We start from the raw sequence: 24,028 nt of genomic DNA on the forward strand, positions 1-24,028 counted from the left end.
GATCAGCGTGAACATCAGGGGAAGAACGAATTACGATAATTTAAATCAAGTCAACCGTTCGGGATCAAGTTTTTCTGTTCACCATCAGATAGGAACTTCAGACAGCAGGCACTAAACCACTCCCGTTGTAGAGTCGATAATACATATACCGCTCCCAACCCTTTATCAGAATGGGGCTTGTGATTAATTATGAAAAACAGCTTCCTGTCTTGTCTCCGGCTTAAGCCAAGTATGAGCCTGCCCGTTCTGCTTTGCCTGAATCTGGCGATTCTGTGCTCTGGTTGTGGCGCAGAGACGTACGAGCAGCGACTCAACGAAACGGAGCAGTATTTCTCATATCTGCATGAACGGAATCAGGCCCTCGCTGGAACCTGGAGTGCTCCTCCGATTCACTTCCGTCCCCCCCTCGATTTTCAGGAAATTTCAGCTGCCGCACCCGCAGCAGTTCCGGCAGGTGAGAATGGAGAAGCGGAACCAGCGGAACCGACTCAGACGATCGACCCCCGACAGCCGGATTTTGCCGATCTCAAACTCCCCGGTCTTGAAGGCGCCTGGCGGACAGAAGTCCCCGTCGATCTGGAAAATGAAACTGTGGATCGCCCAGCCTATCTGTATGTGCTGTGCAATTACTCGCTGTTGCAGAACGAGGAGCAGGAAGCTGCTGCTAATTTTTTAAACGAAGTCAATAACCAGCTCTCCACCACTTTTAACAAGTATTTGAATACGGAAGACTTTGTTACCGAACGCTTTCCCCGTAAGCGGGGTTACACCAATCCCAAAGAGTTTACCTTCAATTCCTTTACTCCTGAAATGCCCATCGATGGCGCCCCTTATGAAATACAGATCTACCTGACTGAATCGGGTGAGTATCAGGCTGCCATCCTGGCTTTCATCCCCGAGAATATGGTCCGTAAATCCAAATTGCAGGAACAGATCGATTTCAGCCTGGAGACATTTGATCTGCAGACCCCGCAACGCGGAAACGGCGGCGGAGAATCACGCCCCAGCACGCAGTTTTAGTGGACTCAATGAGCGGAATAGAAAAGAGATCACAAATCGTAACGATCTGAATCGCCAATCAGACTCTCCAATAGACACATCAATCTATGTCACTCATTCACCCTGGTTTATTACTTGGAATTCTGCTGGCAACAATCCCGGTGATTCTCCACTTTCTGCTTCGTTCCAAACCCAAAAAACTGATCTTCCCAGCCTTAGCGCTATTGCAGCGACGTAAGATTCAAAACTCGCAACGCCTGAAACTGCGTCACATCTGGCTCCTGCTGCTGCGAATTCTGATCATAGTCGCCATTGTCCTGGCATTGACACGTCCCTCACTCCCGCCGGCCAATTACAGCTTCTCGACGTACGAACTGGTCATGTTCTGTTCCATCATCGTATTGGCGGTGCTGGTGTACCTGGGATTGATGAGACATTATCAGAAACAGAGAATCTCCCAGCAGTCTTTGAATACCCGACGCACTTTTCTGAGGGGAGGTATCGGAGGCGCCGCATTCCTGCTGATCGCACTCCTGGTTCTCTGGCCTTATCAAAGAAGGGTCTTTGCGGAAATTTCTGCCCCCTTACCGGCCGTTTCTGAAAACATTCCAGTGACCGCGATCTTCCTGTTTGACACCAGCCTGAGCATGGACTACCGCCAGGAAAACCAGTCACGACTGGAACAGGCCCAGTCCATCGCCGAAGAACATTTGAGTAATCTGCCCGCGCAGAGCAGGGTCTCCATTCTGAACAGCAGCAGCGAAGACATCTCTCCATTTCAGTCGGACCTCACCGCGGTGAAATCCCGGATCAAGTCTCTTAAAACATCTGCCTGGTCTCTCTATCTGGATGATCGCCTCCGTACTGCCATCAATCGTCAGGAAGATGACTTCAAACGCAGCCAGAACGAACGCCAGTCCTCAGGTTCACAGGCAGCCGGCTCTGATCAGTTTGTGCGGGAAATCTATATCTATACTGATCTGGCCCGTACCGCCTGGCGCAGCCAGCCTTCCCAGTTAATTCAACAGCAGTTGGAAAAGCTCAAATGGCTAGGAATCTACGTGATTGATGTCGGAGTGACCAGTCCCCAGAATATCGGAATTTCCCATCTGGATCTCTCACGCGAATCGATCACCCTTGGCAATTCCGTCTCGATCAAAGCGGAAATCACCTCCACAGGCATCACGGCCAGTGACACGTTTCTGGAGTTATACACGCAAAACGAGAAAGGGCAGTTGATTAAGCGGGATCAACGTCCTCTTTCCACGGTTGCATCCACAGACGATGCTCCCGCAACAGATAACGTTTCCACCGGAGCAAAACCGGGCCCCCAATTGGAAATGAGCCTGCCGAATGTCGATCAGCCGGTCACACAGGGGGAACTGCGGATCACCTCCTCTGATCCCTACCTGCCCGATGATGTCCGTTATTTTACCATCACCGCCCGGCCTCCACCCAAGATTCTGATTGTCAGTCCCGACGCCAGCTCTGCCCGTCTATGGAACGATGCCCTGGCACCTCGACCTTTGGTCGCCCTTAAAAAGAACCGCTATCAGTGTGAGATTGCCCCCCTCAACCAGATCGAAACACTCCCCCTGGAAGAATATGCCGCCATCTACCTGATCAACATCACCAGCCTGCCTGACAGTCTGTGGCAGCAGTTTACAGACTACGTCAAACAGGGGGGAGGCCTGGGCGTACTGATGGGCAGCGACGGCGATGCACCGGAATCGACAATCGTCTCGTTCAACTCCCGGCCGGCACAAGAACTCCTGCCCGTGGAACTGTTAGGCTCACTCAAGTTCATCCCGCCGGAATTCCTGGACCTGGAACACAATGAGCACGCACTATTCTCTTATTTTCAGGATCTGGGAGGGACCGGAGAACTCTCAAACATGGAAGTCAACCGCTACTGGCGTGTGGAAGCGGAAAACCCGGATCAGGTAATCGCCCGCTATACCGATGCGCGCCATTCCCCCGCCATCATCGAACGTAATCTCGGCAGGGGAAAGGTCGTCGTCTTGACCACAGGTATCGACGCTCAGGGCTGGAGCCAGCTCCTGTATGCCCGCTGGTCCTATCTCGCGCTTGCCGATCAGTTGACCCGCTACCTGATCCGTACACGCTCCAATCGAACTAACTATCTGGCTGGCGAAGTTGCCATCTATCAATGGCCGGCTACCGCCAGCACACCAGAATCATTCCTGCTCAGAACCCCCGACCTGAAACAGCTTCCCATCGAGGTCAAACAGGGAGCGCACCAGGTCTCTATTCCGGATACCCGGGTCGTCGGCCATTATGAACTCATCGACAACTCAAGTAACGTGACTCGGTCCTCGAGTGGATTCAGCGTGAATGTCAATCCGGCCGAAAGCAATTTCCGCCCGATCAGCAATCAGGAACTGGATCAGATCCTGGGAGCAGAACGTTACAGTATGACCCGCGATATGGAAGGACTGAAGCGCACCATTCGAACGGGGCGACTTGGTGTCGAAATCTTTCCGATCCTCGTCACTCTTCTGCTGGCCGTCTTCTGTCTGGAACATTTTACTGCAAACTATTTTTACGAAATCGATCAACCTTCAGAAGAATCCACATCCTGAACGACAACCCAGACAAGCACTGTCTGCTGTGAAACTGACTCTCTCATGAAACCAATCTTTGAACCAATCTGGTCCTGGCCCACGATGATCCTGCTCATCATCGCGCTGTTCGCATTGGTTCTCACCACCTATCCCGGCCGCGTCAGACATTTTTCCCGTCCGATCAGGCGAACATTGATCGGTCTGCGGCTGCTGATCGTCCTGCTGCTGGCTTTCATGATGCTGCGTCCCGCGATCGAACTGACAGATAAAACAGTCCGTCAATCCTGGCTATACATCCTGGCCGACTCAAGTCGCAGCATGCAGACTCAGGACGGTCCCGCGAGCACCACCCGCCGCAATGAACTGCTCAAAACACTGGAAGCTGCCCAGCCTGCATTCAAGGAGATGGATAAGAATATCAAAATCAGGCGATTTGATTTCGCGCAGGACCTGACGCCTGTCGAAACATTCTCCGATCAGGCGGAAGGACAGCAGACGGCCATCGGTTACGCGCTGGAAATGCTCTCCGGCGAACTGCAACAGGAACAACTGGTCGGTATTCTTCTGCTCTCTGACGGAGCGGAGCGTTCGCTGCCCCCCTATGATGTCGATATCAGATCACAGGCCAGCTATTTCGGCGATGCCGGCATCCCCATCTATACCCTCGGCTTTGGTTCTTCCACTTTGCAGGACACCACCCTGGATCTGGTCATGGAAAATCTGTTGATTGATCCACTGGTTTTTGAAAAGAAAACCACGCCGATTACCGTCAAGGTCCGCAGTCTGGGTGCCTCCGGAAAAGACGTTACCGTCCGGCTTCTGGTTGAAGATCGAGCGGGGAAAAAGATTGGTGAAGCGGGCCTGATGCTACCTGCGGCCCCTTATAACAACTCCCGGGTCGCCACCCAGATTCATCCCACACAGAACAACGAGCTCGATACCGTCGAACTCTTCTGGACTCCGGAAGTGCCGGGTGAATACAAAATCGCCGTCGAAGCGGTTCCCCTCGAAGGAGAAATCAAGCAGACGAACAACCGCCTGGAGACGATTGTCACCGTTCAGAAAGGGGGCGTGCAGGTCGCCTATTTTGACGCACTCCGACCGGAACAGAAATTCATCCGCTCCATGAATGACCCTAAAATTCAGCTCGACTATATTCCCATGGGTAGCGGTTTCTCCGGGGGCAGAAAGCCGACCAGCCCCGATCTGAATGATGTTTCCAAGTACGATGTGTTCATCATCGGTGATGTCCCCGCGGATCTCCTGGGACCAACGCTGCTGCGCAAAATCGCCGCCCAGGTGGATCAGGGTTCCGGTCTGCTGATGACCGGGGGTTACCACAGTTTCGGCCCCGGAGGCTACGCGAACACGCCACTGGACAACTTTATTCCGGTCGAAATGCGGAGCAGTGAAAAACAGACGGGAAATGATATCGCAAAAGACCTGCATCATTTTGAAGATCTGAAAATGATCCCCACGTCACTGGGCCTGCAGCGGTATGTCATGCAACTAGACAGTTCGGCAGACCGCAATCGCCAACTCTGGAACGAACTGGCTCCCCTGAAAGGAGCCAACAAGCTCCGCAAGAAGTATGAGACGGTCGAAGTTCTGGCCCAATCCGCAGGGAACGGGGCCGTGCCGCTGCTGTTTGCGTCCGATGTGGGAGGAGCCCGGGTGATGGCGTTTGCCGGCGATACGACCTTTCAGTGGTTTCTCTCCGGACACCGTAAGGAACACGAGCGTTTCTGGCGACAGATGATCCTCTGGCTGGCTCACAAAGAGAATGACTCGGATCAGAGTGTCTGGACCCGGGTTGAACCTCGAAACGTCGCTCCCGGCAGCCAGGTTCCCATCCTGTTTGGTGCCCGGGGCCCGGAAGGGAAACCGTTAAGCGATGTGAAGTTTACGGTCCAGGTTGCAGGTCCCTCTGGTAAGACGTCGCAAGTCGAAGTCGTAGGAACGGGAGAAACATCCCGCACCACCTTTTCTCAGACAACAGAACCCGGCGATTACTGGGTGACCGTGCATGCAGAACAGAACGGCGTTTCTCTGGGTTTTGATGCCACCACACGTTTCATCGTCGATCCCCGGGATCTGGAACTGGATAATCCCGCAGCCGACTACTCGCTGCTCGAAACGATCGCCTCACTCTCGGGGGGAATAGCAGTCCCGCCTGAAGAGCTGGGCAGCTTCCTCAACCGGATGAACAAGGACAAATCCTGGAACAACGACCTGACCCGATACAGGCGAATATCACTCTGGGACAACTGGTATTTTCTGCTCCTGTTCGTACTGCTGCTCTCCCTGGAATGGTTCCTGCGGAAGAAAAAAGGCCTGGTATAAGGATTGTCCGGGCTTTTGTCTGAAAATCTTATGAAAAACCGCCGAAAACGGAAACTCCCTGAAAAAACAGGAACATTATTTCCATCGCAGGCGTCGATCATTCTATAATAAGAACGTAAGGACAGTTCTTTTTACGGATTTCAGACTGACGCAGGTTTTCCATGTCTACAGCTTCCAACTCAACGCCATCGACAGAAAATCGGAACGGACAGTACGCCAAATTTGATGAGTATGTGGACTATCAGGTCTCCCGCACCGGTTCACACATCAAGGCGAACGATCTGCTCACGACGGCAGTGGGTATCTCCACAATTTTCCTGGGCTACCTGTTGCTTTTCATTCTCTGTGATCACTGGCTCATCAAGGGGGGCTTCGGTCATCTCTCGCGGCTGACCATGCTCGCCGGGGTGATTCTGGCCAGTATTGGCTGGGCTGTCTGGAAACTGGTTTTACCCTACTTCAAGAAAGTGACACGGCTCTATTCCGCCCGTGCGTTGGAACAGACCTCCGAAGACATGCATGGCGCGCTGTTGAGCCTGGTAGACCTCCAGCGATCCGACCGCAAAGTCAATCCGGACATCATCAGTTCACTCGAAAAGCGAGCAGCACTGACGCTTTCCCAGACCGATACCGAACAGGCGGTGGATCGACGCCCTTTGATGCGGCTTTCTTACTGCCTGTTGTTTGTCGTCGCCATACTCTGTTTCTATGCACTTTTTTCGCCTAAACAGATCTGGCCCTCACTCTCGGCTGCGATCTCATTTTCCTCCGAGCGCGAGTTTGCCACCCAGACTCAGATCAGCTCCGTCACCCCCGGCAACACAGAAGTACTGGCAGGCAGCCAGTTGGAAGTGATTGTCGATCTCCGGGGCGAAGTGCCGGAAGACGTCACACTGTTCTACACATCCAGTGACCAGGGGCGCGTCGATGAGCCAATCAAACTCCGAGCCATGGATGAAACCCTCAAACGCTTCCAGGGTCTGATTGTTGGCGTCAATGGCCGCGGAATTCGCCAGAATCTGAGCTACCATATCGAAGCCGGTGATGCGGTTTCCGAGGAATATCAGGTCAGTGTGATTCAGCCCCCCTCAGCGACCGTGCATTCCGTCCGCTACGACTATCCTTCGTACATGGAACTGGCAGCAGTAGAACAGCCCGGTGGCGCAATTGATGCCTATGAAGGCACCAAAGTAACCGTAGATGCTACGACCAACATGCCCATCACATCGTTTGAAGTTCTCTTTTCTGACGAAGAAGACTCGGCCTCTTTGCTGGAAGAGTTCCAGGTCGAAAAATCGATCGACAAGAATAGCATCTCCGCCTCCTGGAAACTGAAGCTGAGATCTGATGGAACCTTTCCAAAGTTCTATCAGATCAAATGCAGGAACGAAGCAGGACAGGTGACACTCTCGCCGACCGTTTACCCACTGATGATCCGTCGTGATCTACCCCCGGAAATCAGTCTGCTCTCTCCCAAACAGGATCTGAAACTCCCGTCCAACGGCACGGTCCCGATTTCAGTGATCGCGGAAGATCCGGATTTCAAACTCCGCTATCTCAATCTGCGTGTTGAAAAACAGCAGATTCGCATTCTTGATAAAACCCTGTTCGAAGGGGATCGCAAAAGCGTAGGCATCAATTACGATCTCGCCCTGGAACCTCTCCGATTGAATCCAGGCGACACAATTTACTTCTGGGTCGAAGCACGCGACAACAAACACCCGTCCGGGAACCGCAAGAACACACCTAAGATCAAAATCGAAATCCAGGAACCGGTCTCACCCGAAGAAGCCAAAAAACAACTGCAAGAACAAAAGCAAAAGGCCGCGGAAGAGAAGCAGCAACAGAATCCTGATCAGCAGAAACAGCCCGGCCAGCAGAAAGGTCAGGAAAAACAACCCGGTCAGCAGCCAGGTGACGGCGAGCAGCCTATGCCAGGTCAGAAAGAGCAGGGGGATTCCAAATCCGATTCTGGTAAACAACCCGGCGACCAGAAGCAGCCGGGCAACGAAGATCAAAAACAGTCTGAGCAGCATGGACAGAAGAAATCAGATTCCCCTGAATCAGGAGCAGAGCCAAACCCGGAACAGGGTGAAGGTCAGCCCCAGTCCAAGCCGGAGAAAAAAGAAGGCCTGGACAGCGACGGCAGTGACGACCAGGCAGCACTCAAGAAAATTCTGGAGAAGCTGAAAAAAGAGGGCCAGGAACCAGACTCCGATCAAAAACAGCCAGAAAACGAAAAACAGGGTTCTGAGAAACAGGACTCCGAACGCCCGGGCTCTGATAAGCAGATGCAGGAACCGGAATCGAATGGAGCCGATTCCAAGTCCAGCGAATCCTCTTCCAGTCAGGATAAAAACTCTCAAGGCACACCCGGTCAGGGTCAGAACCAGGACAAAAACCAGAAACCCCAGCCCTCTTCTAAGGCAAATGAAAATAATCCTGATCAGAAATCAGCAGACCAGAAATCCCCGCCTCAAAAAGGCCGGGTAGAGGATGGAAAGAAAGAGCCTTCCGATGCGAAAGAAGCGGATCGCAAAATGAAATCTGAAGGAGATCCGCAGGGGAACGCCAGACCGGACAATGATCCCGACGCTGATCCCAAGCGGAGCAACAGCGACGTGAAGCGGGATCCGAATGAGAAACCCGCGATGCGACCGGGAGACAAAAAATCTCCGAATGCCAATCCGCAGGAGAAACCGCAGCAGTCTTCTTCCAAGCCGGGACAGCAGAATGATCAGCCCGATCAGAAACCGGGTTCTGAAATGCGAAAACCACAACAGTCGAACGACAATCCCTCCTCTCCCAAACAGCAACAGGCTGCCGATGGGAAGAAGTCGCAGCAGAAACAGGATCAGCCCGACGGTTCTAACCAACCACCGGGAGGCAAACCTGAAGCCAATGATCAAAAATCCAAACGCCCCCAGGACGGAGAGAACGGCAACAGTTCCCAAAATGACCAGGGACAGAAAGGGAGTCAGCAGCCCGGCAAAGGCGATTCCACCGGACAAAAAGGGAACCAGGAGCAAGGCAACAAAGGAAACCCCTCCGGCTCCAATAAATTAATGGAAAAGAACCAGTCTTCTGAAAAACAGGGACAGGATCAAAACCAGCAGAACAAAGGTCAGTCAGGCAACAACCAGAACAAAAATCAGAATCAGAAAGGCAACCAGTCTGGCGGACAAAAAGGAGATCAATCTGGTGGTCAGAAGGGAGGCCAGGGGTCGTCCGAGGGCAAAGGGCAATCCCAGAAGAGTAACAGCCAGGCAGCAGGCTCCAGTAAAGGCTCCAACTCCAGCAATCCTCAAGGTTCCAGTGCGACAACCGGGGGCACCGCTCCTGGTGACAGTGAATCAGGGGGCGCCGGTTCCAGTCCCGCGCTGCCCGACGCAGATGAAGCCAACCTCGAATATGGAAAAGAAGCCGCCAACCTCGTTCTGAAACGCATCAAAGACGAACTCAAACGCGAGGAAGTCGATCCGGAACTATTGAAGGAACTGGGCTGGACGAAAGAGGAAATGAAACAGTTTTCCGAACGCCTGCAGAAACAACTGCAAATGCAGGATAATAACCAGCAGTCTCCTGAATCTCTGGCCCGTAAGCGGCAGTTTGAGGAAATGCTCAAATCACTCAAACCCGCTCCCCGGGCGGCACGCCGAAACCGGAACAGCACCAGAGAGCAAACCAGCGACAGTCTGGGGCCACGCCGATTGCCAGTTCCAGAAGAATACCGCGAAGCCTACGAAGCTTTCACTCGCGGTCTGGCCAATCAGAAACCGGCTGACAAATAGATCACTCAGATTAACTGCTGGCAGACATTATTCGCACTGCTGACTCCCTTGTTAAGAGAGCAGCAGTTCGAGATCTTCGCCGGACAGGTTCTTGAGGACGCTCTGGTTTTCTTCCAGGATCGCATCGGCCAGTTCGCGTTTCTGCTGCTGTAACTCGGTGATCTTCTCTTCCACCGTATTGCGACAGATCAGCTTGTAGGCAAATACCCGTTTGGTCTGCCCAACACGGTGTGCCCGGTCGATCGCCTGTGTCTCCACAGCCGGGTTCCACCAGGGATCCAGAATGAAAACGTAATCTGCAGCGGTCAGGTTCAGCCCCAGGCCACCGGCCTTGAGACTGATCAGGAACACGCCACAGTCTTTATCGGTCTGGAATCGGTCGACGCGTTCTTTACGATCGCGCGTCTGTCCATCCAGGTATTCGTAGACGATCTCTTTTTGATCCAAGTGTTCCTGCACAATCGACAGCATGCTGGTAAACTGTGAAAAGACAAGCGCCTTGTGACCTTCTTCGATCAGTTCTTCCAGGTGTGGAATCAACACATCCATCTTGGCCGAAGCATCCAGTGCACGTCCCCGTTCCAGCAGAGCAGGGTGGCAGGCTGCCTGTCGCAGCCGGAGCAGTGCTTCCAGCACATGGATTTTGGTTTTCCCCAAGCCCTTGGATTCGACCATTCCCAGGATTGAGTCCCGGTAATGCTGCCGAAGTTCGTCGTAGAGTCTTGACTGATCTTTGCCCATATCGCAGTAGAGCGTCTGCTCGACTTTGTCGGGCAGTTCGTTTGCGACCTGTTCCTTGGTTCGCCGCAGGATAAATGGCCGCAACGCGTTCCCCAGGAGGAGCCGGGCATTCTTATCTTCGATGTCGTTGGTGTAAGCTTTGAATACCGAACTGCGGCCCAGCATGCCGGGATTGAGAAATTCGAAGATCGACCACAGATCTCCCAGATGGTTCTCCACCGGGGTACCACTCAACGCGATTCGATGTTTCGCCTGCAGCAGTCGCGATGCTTTCGCAACCTGCGACCCTGAGTTCTTAATCATCTGGGCTTCATCCAGAACAGCATAATCGAACTGGATATCTTTGATCTGAGTAATATCGCGACGCATCGTACCATAGGTCGTTAAAACCAGATCGTACTCTTCCAGCGAATCGATCAGTTTGCCTCGATCCCCGCCTGCGTACTCGACAACTTTCAACTCAGGCGTAAATTTGGCAGCTTCCTGCATCCAGTTGAACATCAGCGACTTGGGAACGACAGCCAGCGAAGGCAGATGTCCTTCCCGTTCCTTCTTACGACGTAACAACAGGGCCAGCAGCTGTACTGTTTTACCAAGCCCCATGTCATCAGCCAGACACCCACCAAAGTGGAAGTCCTGCAGGAACTGCAGCCAGCCCAGACCTTCGAGTTGATACTTGCGCAAGCCTCCTTCGAATCCGGCGGGTTCTTTATCCAGGGCAATCCCTGAAAAGTTCCGGATCTTATCCCGCATTTCATCGAATTTGGCGTCTGTCTCAACAAATTCCTGTGAACTCAGTAAAGCGTCCAGCAGTGCCACCTGGTTGGGAGCGAAACGGAGATGCTCTTCATCAGTAACCGCCAATCCGGCCAGAATGCCGTACTGTTCGATCCACTCCTCCGGCAGAATCCCCAATGAACCATCATCGAGTCGAATCGATGAATCACCGCGGGCCAGTGCTGATAACAGCTCAGGAAACTTAACCGTCTGACCTTCAAAATCAATATCTGCGTGCAGTTCAAACCAGTCAATTCCGGACTGGACCTTGAACATCATGTTGGATGGCTGATGGACTTGTTTGCCATCGGCGCGAACCACCCAGCCGGCATTGATCATTTCGCGAACTGCTCGCCCCAGATCACGGGCTGCAATTTCCACATCGCGTCCCTGAATCCGACGATCCAACAGGCGACGAAAACCACTATCCTGCAGCAGTGTCCAGGCTTGAGATTCTTTTTCGCGGTTTCGCAGAATGCAGCGTTTTTCCTGACGATCCACAATCGCCCACTGGGTGCTGCTCCCCGAGACCAGATGGTCCAGATAATTAAAATGAATCTCACCGTACAGGCGATCCTGCTGCCAGCGTTTCTTCTGCGGAGAATGAATCAATAACTCCGGGCTCGGGTCGCACGTGATCTCTTCCAGATGAAGCTCTGCAGGCAGTTCCAGTCGGGGCAGGACAGGCATATCCAGCAGGCGGTCAACCAGTTCCTGTTGCTCGCCTTCATCGACTTCAATTGTCTCGTTCATCTGGATCATTTTGATCCAGGGAAACGCATCGTAATCTTCCAGAGGTGTAATTTTATCGCGGGTCAGTACCAGTCCCCCCGCGACAATCAGACGGGCATCTGAGATCTCCAGCGTATCGTTTTCTCGCTTCAGATGACCATTCAGCTTCCACGTCGATTCTTTGCGGTCATGCTCAACTCCCATCCGGAATTCCCAGGCATGCTCTCCATCCCAGACCAGGGAATCGACGTCATCAGGCTGTCGATCCAGGTAACGTACGTGTCCTGTACCGCACATCAGCGGAAGTATCAGCTCACAAAGTTCATATGGCACCCGATAGCGGAACGCAGCTATTTGGGTTTCGGTCTGCTGGGCTCGCCAGTTAGTCCGCTCTGGTGTCCCTCCGGAGAGGTATGCCAGAATCCGACGATCGTCTTCATGTTCGACTTCCTGTAGCTGACCGACCTTGAGCTTGAGCGGCTTCAGCTTGCCCCACTGGCCGTTAGCTCTTCGTTGACGCTGTGAAGTCTGCACAACCAGTTGTCCAGATTCCTGACTCTCTTCTACATCAATCTCGTAGAAGATCTCACGTTCCTGTTGCGTGGTTTTGGACAGAACCGGCGTGAGGGCGAAATCATTTTTCAGTTCAACCAGTTTCGTTTCCCACTCGCGCAGTCGCGGACGCGAAGTCACTGCCGTCGACTGCTCACTACCTGACTTTGATTTGCGGGACCGACCACTGCCCAGCTCAAAATCGGAGGGCATTGAGAAATCGTAGTCGTCATCGTCTTCATCGAAGGCAATCGGCGTATTTTCGATGATGAAGGGAGGGATATAACCAGGTTTGACCGAACCGGTCAGGTAACCCGCTACATCCACCGCCAGAATGGAAGCCCAGAGATGTTTACAGACGTTGAACTTCTGAAACTGATCGCAGGTGCAATACGTCTTCAGGTTGCCGTCATCGCGGGACAGCTGAGTCTGATACTCCACACCGTCTCTTACTACCGCAAACACATGGTCTGCGGTCACGCGCGTCAGCTCAACTCGTTCGGCTTCAATGTAAGCCGCTCCACGGAAACGAATGTCCGCACGAAATTGATTTTCCAGTAATTCTGCTAACGTCATGGACGGCCTCCTGCCTGATCCCAAAACGCAACTCGCATTATTGAGACACTCCCAGTTATCTGCATAAGTCAGTCCTGAATGGCTCCTGGACCAACGCTAGTATCGGTCGGAACTTATAATGTTAGGTTCGCTCAGCCAGATCGTTTCACACTGAATCAGCCTGGCGGGGTTATTGAAGTATTTCCCTCAACTCCCGCGCAGATCGCATCTTACGAGGTTACTAGATCCACGCCGCTTTTGGCCAGTCTATCTGGAGGGTTTTCTTATGAATTTTTGACTTCCATTTAAAAATTGATTCTGAGCATTCCATTATATTCAAGAGTCTCTGAAGTTCAGCCCCCTCAGACTGGTCGAACGGGAAAAAGTGTGATATACGACTCCCACAAGTCTTTCGCTCGATTTCCTTTTTTCGAAAATGGATTATATAATAAGTTTTTGCTGTCAGCCCCTGCAGTAAATCGAAACAGAGACCAGTGGGCTCCCCTGAAAGCTATTGCGACTAATGGAACAACCTCATCAGACCCTCACAGAACAGGAAGTCATTCAATGGTTCGAAGAGAACCTTCCCGTTGAAGACTATCGCAATAAAAGTATTCTGCTCATTATCCCGGATGCGACCCGCACCGCACCTCTGCCTCTCTTGTTTTCAACATTCCATCGCCTGTTAAGACCTGTTGCCGGACAAATCGATGTGCTGGTTGCCCTGGGCACGCATCCTCCCATGCCCGAGAAAGACATCTGTCGCCTGCTGGGAATCTCAGAATCGGCCCGCCAGACAGAATACAAAGACGTGGGACTGTATAACCACGAGTGGGACAACCCCGAACGTCTGACCGAGATTGGTACGCTCACCAAAGAAGATACCAAAGCCATCTCCGAAGGCCTGCTGGAAATGGAAGTCCCTGTGACGATCAATTCCCGCATCCGGGATTACGATCTGCTCCAGATTATGGGGCCCGTCTTCCCACATGAAGTCGTCGGTTTCTCCGGTGGCAGTAAATATTTCTTCCCGGGAATCTCCGGTCCGGACCTGTTGAACTTCTTCCACTGGCTGGGCGCCCTGATTACCAACGTGGGAATTATTGGCGTTAAACATACACCGGTACGCGAAGTCGTTAACCGTTCTGCAGCAATGATCCCTAACGAGAAACGCTGTATCACCTTCGTCGTCGCTCCGGACAGTTCGCTTTACGGCTTGTTTTATGGAACCCCGGAATCAGCCTGGGAATCGGCAGCCAACCTCTCCGGTCAGATTCACATCAAACGGAAGCCGAAACCATTCAAACAGGTACTCTCCTGTGCTCCCCTGATGTACGATGAACTCTGGGTTGCCGGCAAATGTATGTACAAGCTGGAACCAGTAGTCGCTGATGGGGGTGAACTGATCATTTACGCCCCGCACATGAAGGAAATTTCGGTCACTCATGGCAAGCTGATTTCCGAAGTTGGCTACCATGTCCGCGACTACTTCACCAAACAGTGGGACCAGTTTAAGGACTACCCCTGGGGCATCCTCGCCCATTCCACTCATGTGCGTGGTACAGGTACATTCAAAGATGGTATCGAACGACCCCGGGTCCAGGTAACTCTGGCTTCCCAGATTCCTCCGGAACTCTGTGAGAAAATCAATCTCGGATATCGTGATCCCGATACGATCGATGTCGAATCGTTCGCAGACCGGGAAGACGAAGGCATCCTCCTGGTAAGGAAAGCAGGGGAGCACCTTTATCGTCTGGAAAATGAATAATTCAACCAAAGTGTCAGCGACTCGCTGATCATTCAATATTGCTGATAACTTCTGACCAACCTCAGGAAACCATTTTCTTATCATGACTATTCACTCAGAACAATTTGAACTGAAAGCCCGCCTGGAACTTGCTTTGACCGCCTCTGAAAAGGCCAGCGAGCTCATTCTCAAACACTATCAGTCCCCCGAACTGAAGGTAGATCGCAAGTCAGACAACTCACCGGTCACTATCGCCGACCGCGGGGCAGAGGAATTGTTGCGGGAAGAAATCACTTTGGCGTTCCCTGACGACAGCATCATGGGTGAGGAATTACCGCCGGTCGAAGGTTCAAACGCATTCAAGTGGATTCTGGATCCGATTGACGGCACCAAACCGTTCACACAGGGCGTGCCCCTCTTCGGAACTCTGTTGGGCCTGGAAGAAAACGGTAAGCTCGTCATGGGTGTCTGCCGTTTCCCCGCCCTGGACGAAGTCGTCTATGCGATCAAAGGGGATGGGGCCTGGTGGAAAATCCGTGATCAGGAACCACGTCGTGCCCGGGTTTCAGATAAGGCCCAACTCTCTGATGCCGTATTCTGTACTACCACCATGACCCGTTGGGAAACCATCGGTAAGCAGAAGGCGTATGAGAACCTCTGTCGCAATTCCTACCTCGCTCGAGGCTGGGGCGACTGCTATGGCCACATGCTGGTGGCCACTGGTCGTGCGGAAGTGATGGTGGATCCCGTCTTAAGCCCCTGGGATGCTGCTGCATTGCTGCCCATCCTGGAAGAAGCCGGCGGTCACTGGATTGACTTTGACGGCAAGCCTTCAATTTATACAGGCAACGGAATGGCCGTCAACGACGGACTCAAAGACGAGGTCCTGCAGATTATTGCCCAGAATTAGCCGATTTCCAGCTATAAAACAGGGTTTTGAAGTCGCATTGATTCCCGCTGCAGTTCTTTGCTAGGATCTCCTCAGGAAGGACTGATTCGATCCATTCAGGAACAGAAGGCAACTTCAGGGAAGAATTGCATGGCCGGTTATACTGAGCACATCAGCGTCAGCGGGTTATTGGGAGTCGTTTACGGCTCCGTAGGTACCCTCTTATTGGGATTCACCCCGACTCAGGGTATTCTGGCAGGAGTACTGACCTGGGTGGGAGGTATGCTGCCAGACCTCGATTCTGAAACGGGACGGCCCATCAAGGAACTGTTCAGCCTGACTGCCGCCGTCGCTTCCTTTATGGCCATGCGCTGCATGATTCGCAAAGGGGCAGATCCCGATGATGCGATCCTGATGGCGGTCGTGACCTATGCGGGAGTTCGCTACGGCGGTTCCGCGATCCTCTCGAAATTCGCGGTACATCGGGGGATGTTTCACAGCATCCCCGCTCTGATCATCACCGGAGAAGCCGTCTTCCTCTCCTATATCAGTGATTCCTTCGCCGTAAAATTTCTGATGGCCGGTGGTATCTCACTGGGCTTCCTCTCCCACCTCGTTCTGGATGAGGTTTACAGTGTGGAACGCAAAGGGGTCACCATCCGCCTGAAAAAATCTGCAGGCAGTGCACTGAAATGGTTTGGTAATGGACTGTTTGGAAATGCGGTCGCCTATGCAATCCTGCTCACCATGACTTATATCACTCTGGTCGATTCAGGCGTGCTGATTCCCCCACCACAACATGCGAATCCGATCGAAAAATCAGAACCGCCAGTTCAGCAGGCATTGCCTTTTAAAACCACCGAGCGTCTTTAAATCCCTGTATCCTGACCGCTGGGATGGTATCCCCTTCTCGGGTCCTTTATAATCGCATGGGTAAAAAACTCAGCGAGACCAGGACTAGCTCAATCTAGAGCAGGGGAGCAGCAAAATGATTATAGCCGGCGTCCAGATGGATATCGCCCTGATGGAGAAAACGGATAATCTCCATCGAATTATCGCAAAGATGCACGAAACGGCTTCCGAGGGAGCGGAACTGGCTGTATTCCCCGAATGTGCACTGACTGGTTACTGCTTTGACAGCCTGCAGGAAGCAGTGCCACTGGCTGAAACGATTCCAGGGCCCACAACAAAAACAATACAGCAGGTCTGCCGTGAGTTGAAACTAACTGTTGTGATCGGAATGCTGGAACAGGCATCACATGGGGTCTATAACTCGGCAGTTATAATTACGCGAGAAGGCGTGCTGGGCAAATATCGAAAAATCCATTTGCCTTATCTCGGTGTCGACCGCTTCGCGACGCCTGGCGACCGGGGATTCGAGGTCTTCGAACACCCATCCGCACGCATTGGTGTGAATATCTGCTACGATAGTGCGTTTCCGGAGTCATCACGTGTCATGACACTCCAGCAGGCTGATCTGATCATCCTGCCGACAAACTGGCCCACCGGAGCAGACTGCGTGGCCGAGCATGCCATCAACACACGGGCCATGGAAAACGGGATCTTCTATTGCGCCATCAACCGGGTCGGTGAAGAGCGGGGCTTTCAGTTCATCGGCAAGAGCCGCATCTGCGGCCCCGCCGGAGAAACATTGGCCACTTCAAACGGTAGAGATGAAGAAATTCTATATGCCACTTTCGATCCGCAGCATGCCCGTAACAAACGCGTTGACCGGGTCCCGGATAAACACGTGATTGATCGCCTGGCGGATCGTCGTCCTGAAATGTACGGTCTGATCGTCGAGCCCCACGGATTAAAACCTCCCCATCGTGGTTGATCTGCCGACATAATGAGCCCATAGGCATACCAGACGACCGGTCAGTTTGGCATGCACAATGCTATATGTTCTCCAACTGGCAGCATTCCCGCTTCCTTTCCCTGGATACGTATCGGGAATAGCACAGGCTGACATTCACGCAACAGCATTTGTTCATATACACTTACAGAAACAAATGGAGCGTTTCAGTCTCTTTACAAACCAGCTCGTCATGTAAATGCGAGTCAACGAATCAGTGATGCTGAAAAGAAACACATGAAGTCCAGACTGTTTCAAAATGTGATCGCGGCGCTGATTCTGTTAATCGTTTCAGGAGTCTGTTTTCAGGTACTCGTGAGTCACCCGGCAGATGTTCTGGTTGGTATCCAGAACCAGGGATATAACGACACGACCAACGCGTTCATCGGCTTCAAGGACTATCAGCGCGAGTGCCTGGAGCAATACAATCAGTTTCCTTTCTGGAATCCTTGGTCGCTGCTGGGGATGCCCTGGCTGGGAAACCCACAGGCATCCCTGTTCTACCCGGTCAACTGGATTTTCTTTTTTTTCAATGCAGCTACGACCATCAGTTGGGTACTGGTTCTACATCACTGGTGGGCCGGTTGGGGTGCATATCTGCTCGGCAGAAAATACCGTCTGAATTTCTTCAGTGCGCTGCTTTCAGGAATTATTTTCCTGGCAGCTCCTTACTATGTTGCCAAAACGGGTGAAGGGCACTTCACGTCTGTCACACAAATCACCTGGTTCCCCTGGATCTTATACGCGTACGAACTCCTGCGCACAGGAAGTAAAAAAGCGGTTCCCTTCCTGGTCATTGTAATCTCACTCGCTTTTTTCTGCGGCCATGTCCAGGAGCTCTACTATCTGCTGCTGTTCCTCACAGCTGCGATTGTCTTTGAATCTATCCTCGAACTCTTTATCAAAAAGCGGCCAATTGAAAACGAGCAGGGGGCCGTAACCGAACTTGCAGAAACAGGGAGACCAGGTCTCTGGATTAAAGGCTGGCTGACAGCAGGTCTGTTAACAGCAGGGCTTGTCGCCATTGATCTGATTCCGGTGTTCATTTATACGAAACAGGCAGTCCGCTCCAGCGGAATTGACCTGGCCAGCCTCAGCGCAGGTAGCCTGAATGCAGCCAGCCTGCTGCAAATGATTGACCCGTTCGTCTGGGGAAAACCGGACCAGTATAGCGGCCCCGGAACATTTTATTGGGAAGCGATCTGCTCGTTTGGGTGCCTGCCTCTGCTGCTGGCTATTGCGGGAGTTTTTAGTTCCTTTCAACAACGAATTGTGATCCGGCTGACACTGATTGGACTGATCGCCTTTCTGCTGGCGTTCGGTCCCGAACTTCCATTTTATAAGTTGTTTTATCAACTGATTCCCGGGGCATCGATGTTTCGAATCCCTGGTCGTCAGCTATGGATCTGCACTCTGGTCGTCGCAATGCTGGCCGGGTTTGGATGTCAGTCGATTTCGCTGTTGTACCAGAATTCAAAACGTCGAGTGATGCGACTGCTCGCGGGAACTGTTGTAGTTGTAGTACTTCCCGCCCTGAGCTATCTGGTATATCAGTCCGCAGGGAGCCTCAAAGTCAGTCTGGCTCCAGACAAGATGTTCAACATCCAGGCAGGCTACCTGCTGACAGCCCTGCTAGGCATCTCTATTGCGGTTTTTCTCACCAGCCTCTCACGAAAAGCCGCTATCGGAGGACTCGTGATCCTCTGTCTGATCTGTACCGGAGAACTCTCAGTCTATTCAAACCAAATCCTGTGCACCATCCCCCAATCATCCATCCGGGGAGAGACAGAAATCGTCCAATTCCTGAAGAACAACCTGGGTGAACACCGTGTCCTGGCTGACCAGCACCTGCTGAGTGATCGTGAAGCCTGGAAAAATCAACTCTTAAAAGTTCAAGGTTACGAACCAGTGCCCCTCGTACGACTCGGGCTCCTGGCTGCCGCCACGTTCAATCAACCCAATGCAGCAACAGTGATGGCAGGATTCGACTCGCCGCAACTTGAAAAAGCGGAACCACAGCTACTTGACCTGATGAGTATCAAATATGCCGTATTGAGAACCAGCGATCCCATAAAGCTGGAAGGTTGGAAGACGGTTTTACAGGGTCAGGTGCCTGCGGAATACACACTCAGGGGATCAAAGCCTCGCCAGATTCCATTCCAGATTATCGAAAACCAAAACCCGCTTCCCCGCGCTTACCTGGTGGGACAAACCCGTGCTCTTCAGGACGAGGAGTCCAGTAAGAAAATTGTAGCAGCCATTTCGAAAGTAAAACCACGTGATGAAGTTTTACTGAGACAGGATGTCCTCCCCAAGGGAGAGAGACAGGCATTTCAACCGGCTACCATCCTGGAAAACAGCCCCAATTTTCTGAGTCTTCAAGCGGATCTTGACGCGCCAGGCTACCTGGTCCTGGCCGACATATATTACCCCGGTTGGACTGCCAGTCTGAGTCAGCAGGAACTACCAGTCCTGCCCGCAGATTTCTCTTTGAGAGCGATTCCCTTGCCACCTGGTCAGCATCAGGTTCAACTGAGCTTCGTTCCGCCCGGCTTTCAGATTGGGCGTGTTATTTCTCTAACCGCCCTGGCAATATTATGCATTCTGCTGGTGAAAGCATTCCGTTCAGACTCTAAACCACAAGCCGAATAATATTTGAGACAGACAAGTATCAATCAATCATTCTTTCGAGCATTGTTTTCTGAAGTATTCTCTTTTTGTCGCTGCAGGAATTTTTGTACGTCCGTTTCGGTCGGTACAAAACCCCCGCCGATGAATTTCCCCAGCGGACGTTCTACCCGATGTACCAGATAGCGTCCCGAACGAAATACGACCGGCTGAGACCAGGGATAGGCTCCCTTAAGACTGACGGGGTACTGAGGCGGCACGTTCTTTCCTGGACTTTCTGCAGGTGCGAGTGCTGTTTCTCTGTTAAACCCGCTCTCGATCAGATCAGTCACGATGAATTTCTGTGGGCTGTCTTGAATCGCCTGGTGAAGATCACCGCGGTGCTTGCGACAGAAGACCAGTACCGAATCGAAAAAGCCAAAGCGGGTCGCTGGCTGCAACTCTAATTCCGGATAGAGATAAATTAAAGTGCTGTTGTAACAATGCAGCTCGCGGTCTTTGAGCTGCTGCTCCGCCAGAAACTCACGGACGGCAGCGAGATCTTCCCAGTCGACCTGGACCAGTAATGCCAGCTTAGCCTTTAATTCTGCATCGCTGGATTGCAGCAGACAGGTCTTCCACAAGCGGGCGCGATCAGGCTTAAACGCAGGAAAAGTGAGTACCACCAGCAGCAGAAACAGGGCCATTCCTGATTTCCAGCCCCAACCTAAAGCATGTCGACTGTAACGACTGCCCAGATAGCCGCCGATCACTGTGATCGCCAGCAGATGAGCAGGGGGATGGACATAATCAAACAGATGCTGAAATGCCATCGACTGAAACAACCAACCCAGGTACATCAGGGCCAGTAGACTTTCATCTCTTGAAGCAGGACTGGAGACGTCTTCTGATTCAGACTTGCGACGTGCTTTCCAGCCGTCTTTCAACATGATCAGCGCCAGAGGAATTGCTATCAGGTTCAGCAGAAACCAGGGATAGAATCGATACAGAAACTGGGCAAACCGCATAAATATCCAGCCAGATTTTCGTGCGGCTACGTATTCCGGGTTCCACTCCAGAAACGTCTCCAGAAACCAGGGCCATGCCCCCGTCTGCCATAACCAGGCAATGCCGGCTGCTCCCATAAACAGTCCCCCTGACAATAATCCTGTCAGGTCAAGTAGAGAACGCCGCCACTGTCCCAGCAGCCAGACGGACCCCAGCCAGACGCATAACGCGGGAACTGCGACAAAAGGTTTGATCCAGAATGCAGTTGCCCAGAGCAAGCCTTCCAGAAATGCCCAGCCCCAGATCGAAGCAACCCTGATTTGCTTATCTGCGAACAGGCGATCGAGCTGTTTTCGCCTCATCCAGAGTGCTCCCAGTGATGGAAGCAGAATGATGGTATCTCGCTGGAAGTGACACCACTCTGAGAGAGAAAAATAAAAGGCATAGAGTGCGATGGCGATCCATAGCATACCAGTAATCGAGAGTTGACTTCTTCGACTCCAGAAGGCCAACAGGGCCACCGATCCGGTAAAAAACAGCAGATCGACACACCGCAGAGCATCAGAACTCATGCCGATGATCGGTCGAATCAGCATGTGCAACCAGACAATGCCCGGCAGATTGGTCTCGAACATGTCCTGATACAGAGTCCCCCCGTTCAGCACCGTCTCAGCCTGCACATCGTAAAGCACAACATCAGTTGCCAGCGGCATTCTGATAAACAGGGGCACACACAGAATGACCAGAAATAACAAAATTATACTGGCAAACCAGGCCCCCAGGGAAAACTGTCTGTCTGGCAGGTCAATCACCCAAAAACTCCACATATTTACAGTATTTTTATGCAATCACACTTCACCAACCAACACTATAGACATCATAAGCACTATAGTTAAAATATATATTTTGTATCCAATACAAAAAACAGACATTTCATATGGTAACTGTCTAGTTCTACTGATTACCCTGACTTGGCTCAGAGTCATCTGAACTCATGACATCAACGTAATTTCTTATTGAGGTCTGATCACGTGGACCCGGCACATCTGACTGAATTAATTGAACTTGAGGACAATTACTGGTGGCATGTTTCCAAACGGAAACTGGTTACCGAGATCCTGACCAGAGAGTTCCCCGCCCCCGGACTGCTGATAGAGGGGGGGATCGGTTCAGCACGAAATCTCCTTGAATTCAGTCGCATGGGATATGATGTCACAGGTTTCGACCTCATGGAAGCAGCAGTGGAATATGGTCGATCCCGTGGACTGGATCAGTTGCACGTCCATGAACTGAGCCAACCCTGGCCCGTTGATCCAGGATCAGCGAAAGCCGTTCTCTTACTGGATGTCATGGAGCATGTAGAAGACCCGGTGCAACTCCTCAACAATGCAGCCGAGACACTGGAACCAGGCGGAGGCATCATCATTACCGTTCCTGCATACCCCTGGCTCTACTCCGACTGGGATCGCAAATTAGGGCACTTCTGTCGCTATACAAAATCCCGGTTCCGCGAGAATGCAAAGCAGGCTGGATTAAAAGTGAAATGGGTGACTCACTGGAACTCCTTTACACTCGCTCCCGCGATTTTGGCTCGTGGCAAAGACCGACTGTTGAATAAAAGAGATGACTCGCCCCCCCGATTTAACCGTGTTTCCCGCTTTACGAATTCCTGTCTCATGTCCTGTGCGAGGCTTGAACGCACCCTGATTCATTCGACAGGTGTTCCCTTTGGGTTGTCCCTGGTAGGAGTTCTGATCAAATGAACGCAGCCAGTGAGATCCAGACCACGAAAGATACTGCCCGCAAGCCGGTCACTGACGTACTGATTTCAGTCGTACTTCCTGTGTTCAATGAAGAAAGCGTCCTTACGGAACTCCAGCAGGCAGTTGAGGATGCTCTGCAAACTGTAGGCAGCCAGTATGAAATCATCTTCGTCAATGATGGTTCCTCTGACAAAAGCGGGCAGATACTCGATGAGTTAGCTGAGCTCAATCCCCGGGTAAGGGTATTGCACTTTGCTAAAAATTTCGGTCATCAGGCCGCCGTGCAGGCGGGGCTGTTGCACGCGTCCGGCGATGCCATCGTGATCATGGACTCCGATCTGCAGGACAGCCCGACCGCGATCGTGGAATTCGTGGAAACCTGGCAGGCTGGTTATGACGTCGTTTACGCCATTCGAACCAAACGCAAAGAAAACCGTCTCAAACGCTGGGCATTCCAGACTTTTCATAAACTACTAAATAAAATCTCCCATACGCCTATCCCCCGTGATGCCGGTAATTTTGGTTTGATTGATCGCAAAGTTGCGATTCAAATCGCACAACTCAATGACCGTGACCGGTATTTTCCTGGTCTGCGCTCGTGGGTTGGATACCGACAGACCGGAATCCAGGTTGAGCGTATGGCACGGTATGATGACAACCCCCGTGTTTCTTTCGTACAACTCTGTCGACTGGCCAAGACGGCAATTTTCTCATTCTCATTCCTGCCTCTGACCATCTTCTACCTGATTGCTGCCCTTTCCACTCTGGTCTGTCTCGCTCTGATCTCATTTGTGCTCTACCACAAACTCTTTACCGGGCTGGCGATTCCAGGCTGGGCATCGACCACCATTACCGCCTCGTTCTTTGGTGCCCTGAATGCCCTGGGAATCGGTATTTTGGGCGAATATGTGACTCGTATCTATGACCAGGTCCGGGCGCGGCCCATGTATATCGTCGGTACCAAGACGAATTTTGCCAACCCGGAAATTGAGGCACCTTTATTGACCAGTCAGAATCAGCCGCAGCCAGAGACAGCACCTGTTTCCCGGCACTTGGATCCTGAATATTCCGGACAGCGCTGAGA

At 52.2% G+C, this 24,028-nt stretch carries 13 protein-coding genes; 11 read left to right on the plus strand and 2 right to left on the minus strand.

Features of this window, described 5'->3' with window-relative positions:
* Positions 1-231 precede the first annotated feature (231 nt).
* From RID21_RS01575 to RID21_RS01590, 4 genes are all read left to right on the plus strand, one after another.
* Positions 232-1,020, plus strand: a complete 789-nt coding sequence (locus tag RID21_RS01575) for a hypothetical protein (protein ID WP_350186871.1) — start codon at positions 232-234, stop codon at positions 1,018-1,020.
* An 86-nt stretch (positions 1,021-1,106) separates the two neighbouring features.
* Positions 1,107-3,602 carry a BatA domain-containing protein gene (locus RID21_RS01580; RefSeq protein WP_350186872.1) on the plus strand — a complete coding sequence of 832 codons (2,496 nt, stop codon included), beginning with the start codon at positions 1,107-1,109 and terminating at the stop codon, positions 3,600-3,602.
* 45 nt (positions 3,603-3,647) lie between these two features.
* Positions 3,648-5,927, plus strand: coding sequence for a hypothetical protein (locus RID21_RS01585; protein ID WP_350186873.1), 2,280 nt, complete (start codon positions 3,648-3,650; stop codon positions 5,925-5,927).
* A 161-nt stretch (positions 5,928-6,088) separates the two neighbouring features.
* The gene (locus tag RID21_RS01590) at positions 6,089-9,718 is read left to right on the plus strand and encodes a hypothetical protein (RefSeq protein WP_350186874.1); all 3,630 of its coding nucleotides are present in this window, start codon (positions 6,089-6,091) and stop codon (positions 9,716-9,718) included.
* Between the two features lie 51 nt (positions 9,719-9,769).
* Here the strand turns inward: RID21_RS01590 and RID21_RS01595 are convergent, their stop codons facing one another.
* Positions 9,770-13,096 (minus strand): DEAD/DEAH box helicase, encoded by a 3,327-nt coding sequence (locus tag RID21_RS01595; protein WP_350186875.1) that lies wholly within the window; start codon positions 13,094-13,096, stop codon positions 9,770-9,772.
* Between the two features lie 502 nt (positions 13,097-13,598).
* On the opposite strand from RID21_RS01595, the gene RID21_RS01600 reads away from it, so the two are divergent.
* The 5 genes from RID21_RS01600 (at position 13,599) to RID21_RS01620 (ending at position 20,218) form a co-directional block, all read left to right on the plus strand.
* Positions 13,599-14,843 carry a lactate racemase domain-containing protein gene (locus RID21_RS01600; RefSeq protein WP_350186876.1) on the plus strand — a complete coding sequence of 415 codons (1,245 nt, stop codon included), beginning with the start codon at positions 13,599-13,601 and terminating at the stop codon, positions 14,841-14,843.
* 82 nt (positions 14,844-14,925) lie between these two features.
* Positions 14,926-15,732 carry an inositol monophosphatase family protein gene (locus RID21_RS01605; protein ID WP_350186877.1) on the plus strand — a complete coding sequence of 269 codons (807 nt, stop codon included), beginning with the start codon at positions 14,926-14,928 and terminating at the stop codon, positions 15,730-15,732.
* A gap of 129 nt (positions 15,733-15,861) precedes the next feature.
* Positions 15,862-16,584 (plus strand): metal-dependent hydrolase, encoded by a 723-nt coding sequence (locus RID21_RS01610; protein WP_350186878.1) that lies wholly within the window; start codon positions 15,862-15,864, stop codon positions 16,582-16,584.
* 115 nt (positions 16,585-16,699) lie between these two features.
* Positions 16,700-17,548: a carbon-nitrogen hydrolase family protein gene (locus RID21_RS01615; RefSeq protein WP_350186879.1), complete on the plus strand. Its 849-nt coding sequence runs from the start codon at positions 16,700-16,702 to the stop codon at positions 17,546-17,548.
* 255 nt (positions 17,549-17,803) lie between these two features.
* On the plus strand, positions 17,804-20,218 hold the full coding sequence (locus RID21_RS01620; protein WP_350186880.1) for a YfhO family protein: 2,415 nt from the start codon (positions 17,804-17,806) through the stop codon (positions 20,216-20,218).
* Positions 20,219-20,241: 23 nt separating this feature from the next.
* Here the strand turns inward: RID21_RS01620 and RID21_RS01625 are convergent, their stop codons facing one another.
* Positions 20,242-21,993: a glycosyltransferase family protein gene (locus RID21_RS01625; protein WP_350186881.1), complete on the minus strand. Its 1,752-nt coding sequence runs from the start codon at positions 21,991-21,993 to the stop codon at positions 20,242-20,244.
* A gap of 219 nt (positions 21,994-22,212) precedes the next feature.
* On the opposite strand from RID21_RS01625, the gene RID21_RS01630 reads away from it, so the two are divergent.
* Together RID21_RS01630 and RID21_RS01635 are read left to right on the plus strand one after the other, a co-directional pair.
* Positions 22,213-22,944 (plus strand): class I SAM-dependent methyltransferase, encoded by a 732-nt coding sequence (locus RID21_RS01630; protein WP_350186882.1) that lies wholly within the window; start codon positions 22,213-22,215, stop codon positions 22,942-22,944.
* The gene (locus RID21_RS01635) at positions 22,941-24,026 is read left to right on the plus strand and encodes a glycosyltransferase family 2 protein (protein ID WP_350186883.1); all 1,086 of its coding nucleotides are present in this window, start codon (positions 22,941-22,943) and stop codon (positions 24,024-24,026) included. Before RID21_RS01630 ends, RID21_RS01635 begins: the two co-directional genes overlap by 4 nt.
* Positions 24,027-24,028 lie beyond the last annotated feature (2 nt).

Origin of the sequence: Gimesia sp. (genome assembly GCF_040219335.1) — a bacterium.
GTDB lineage: Bacteria > Planctomycetota > Planctomycetia > Planctomycetales > Planctomycetaceae > Gimesia.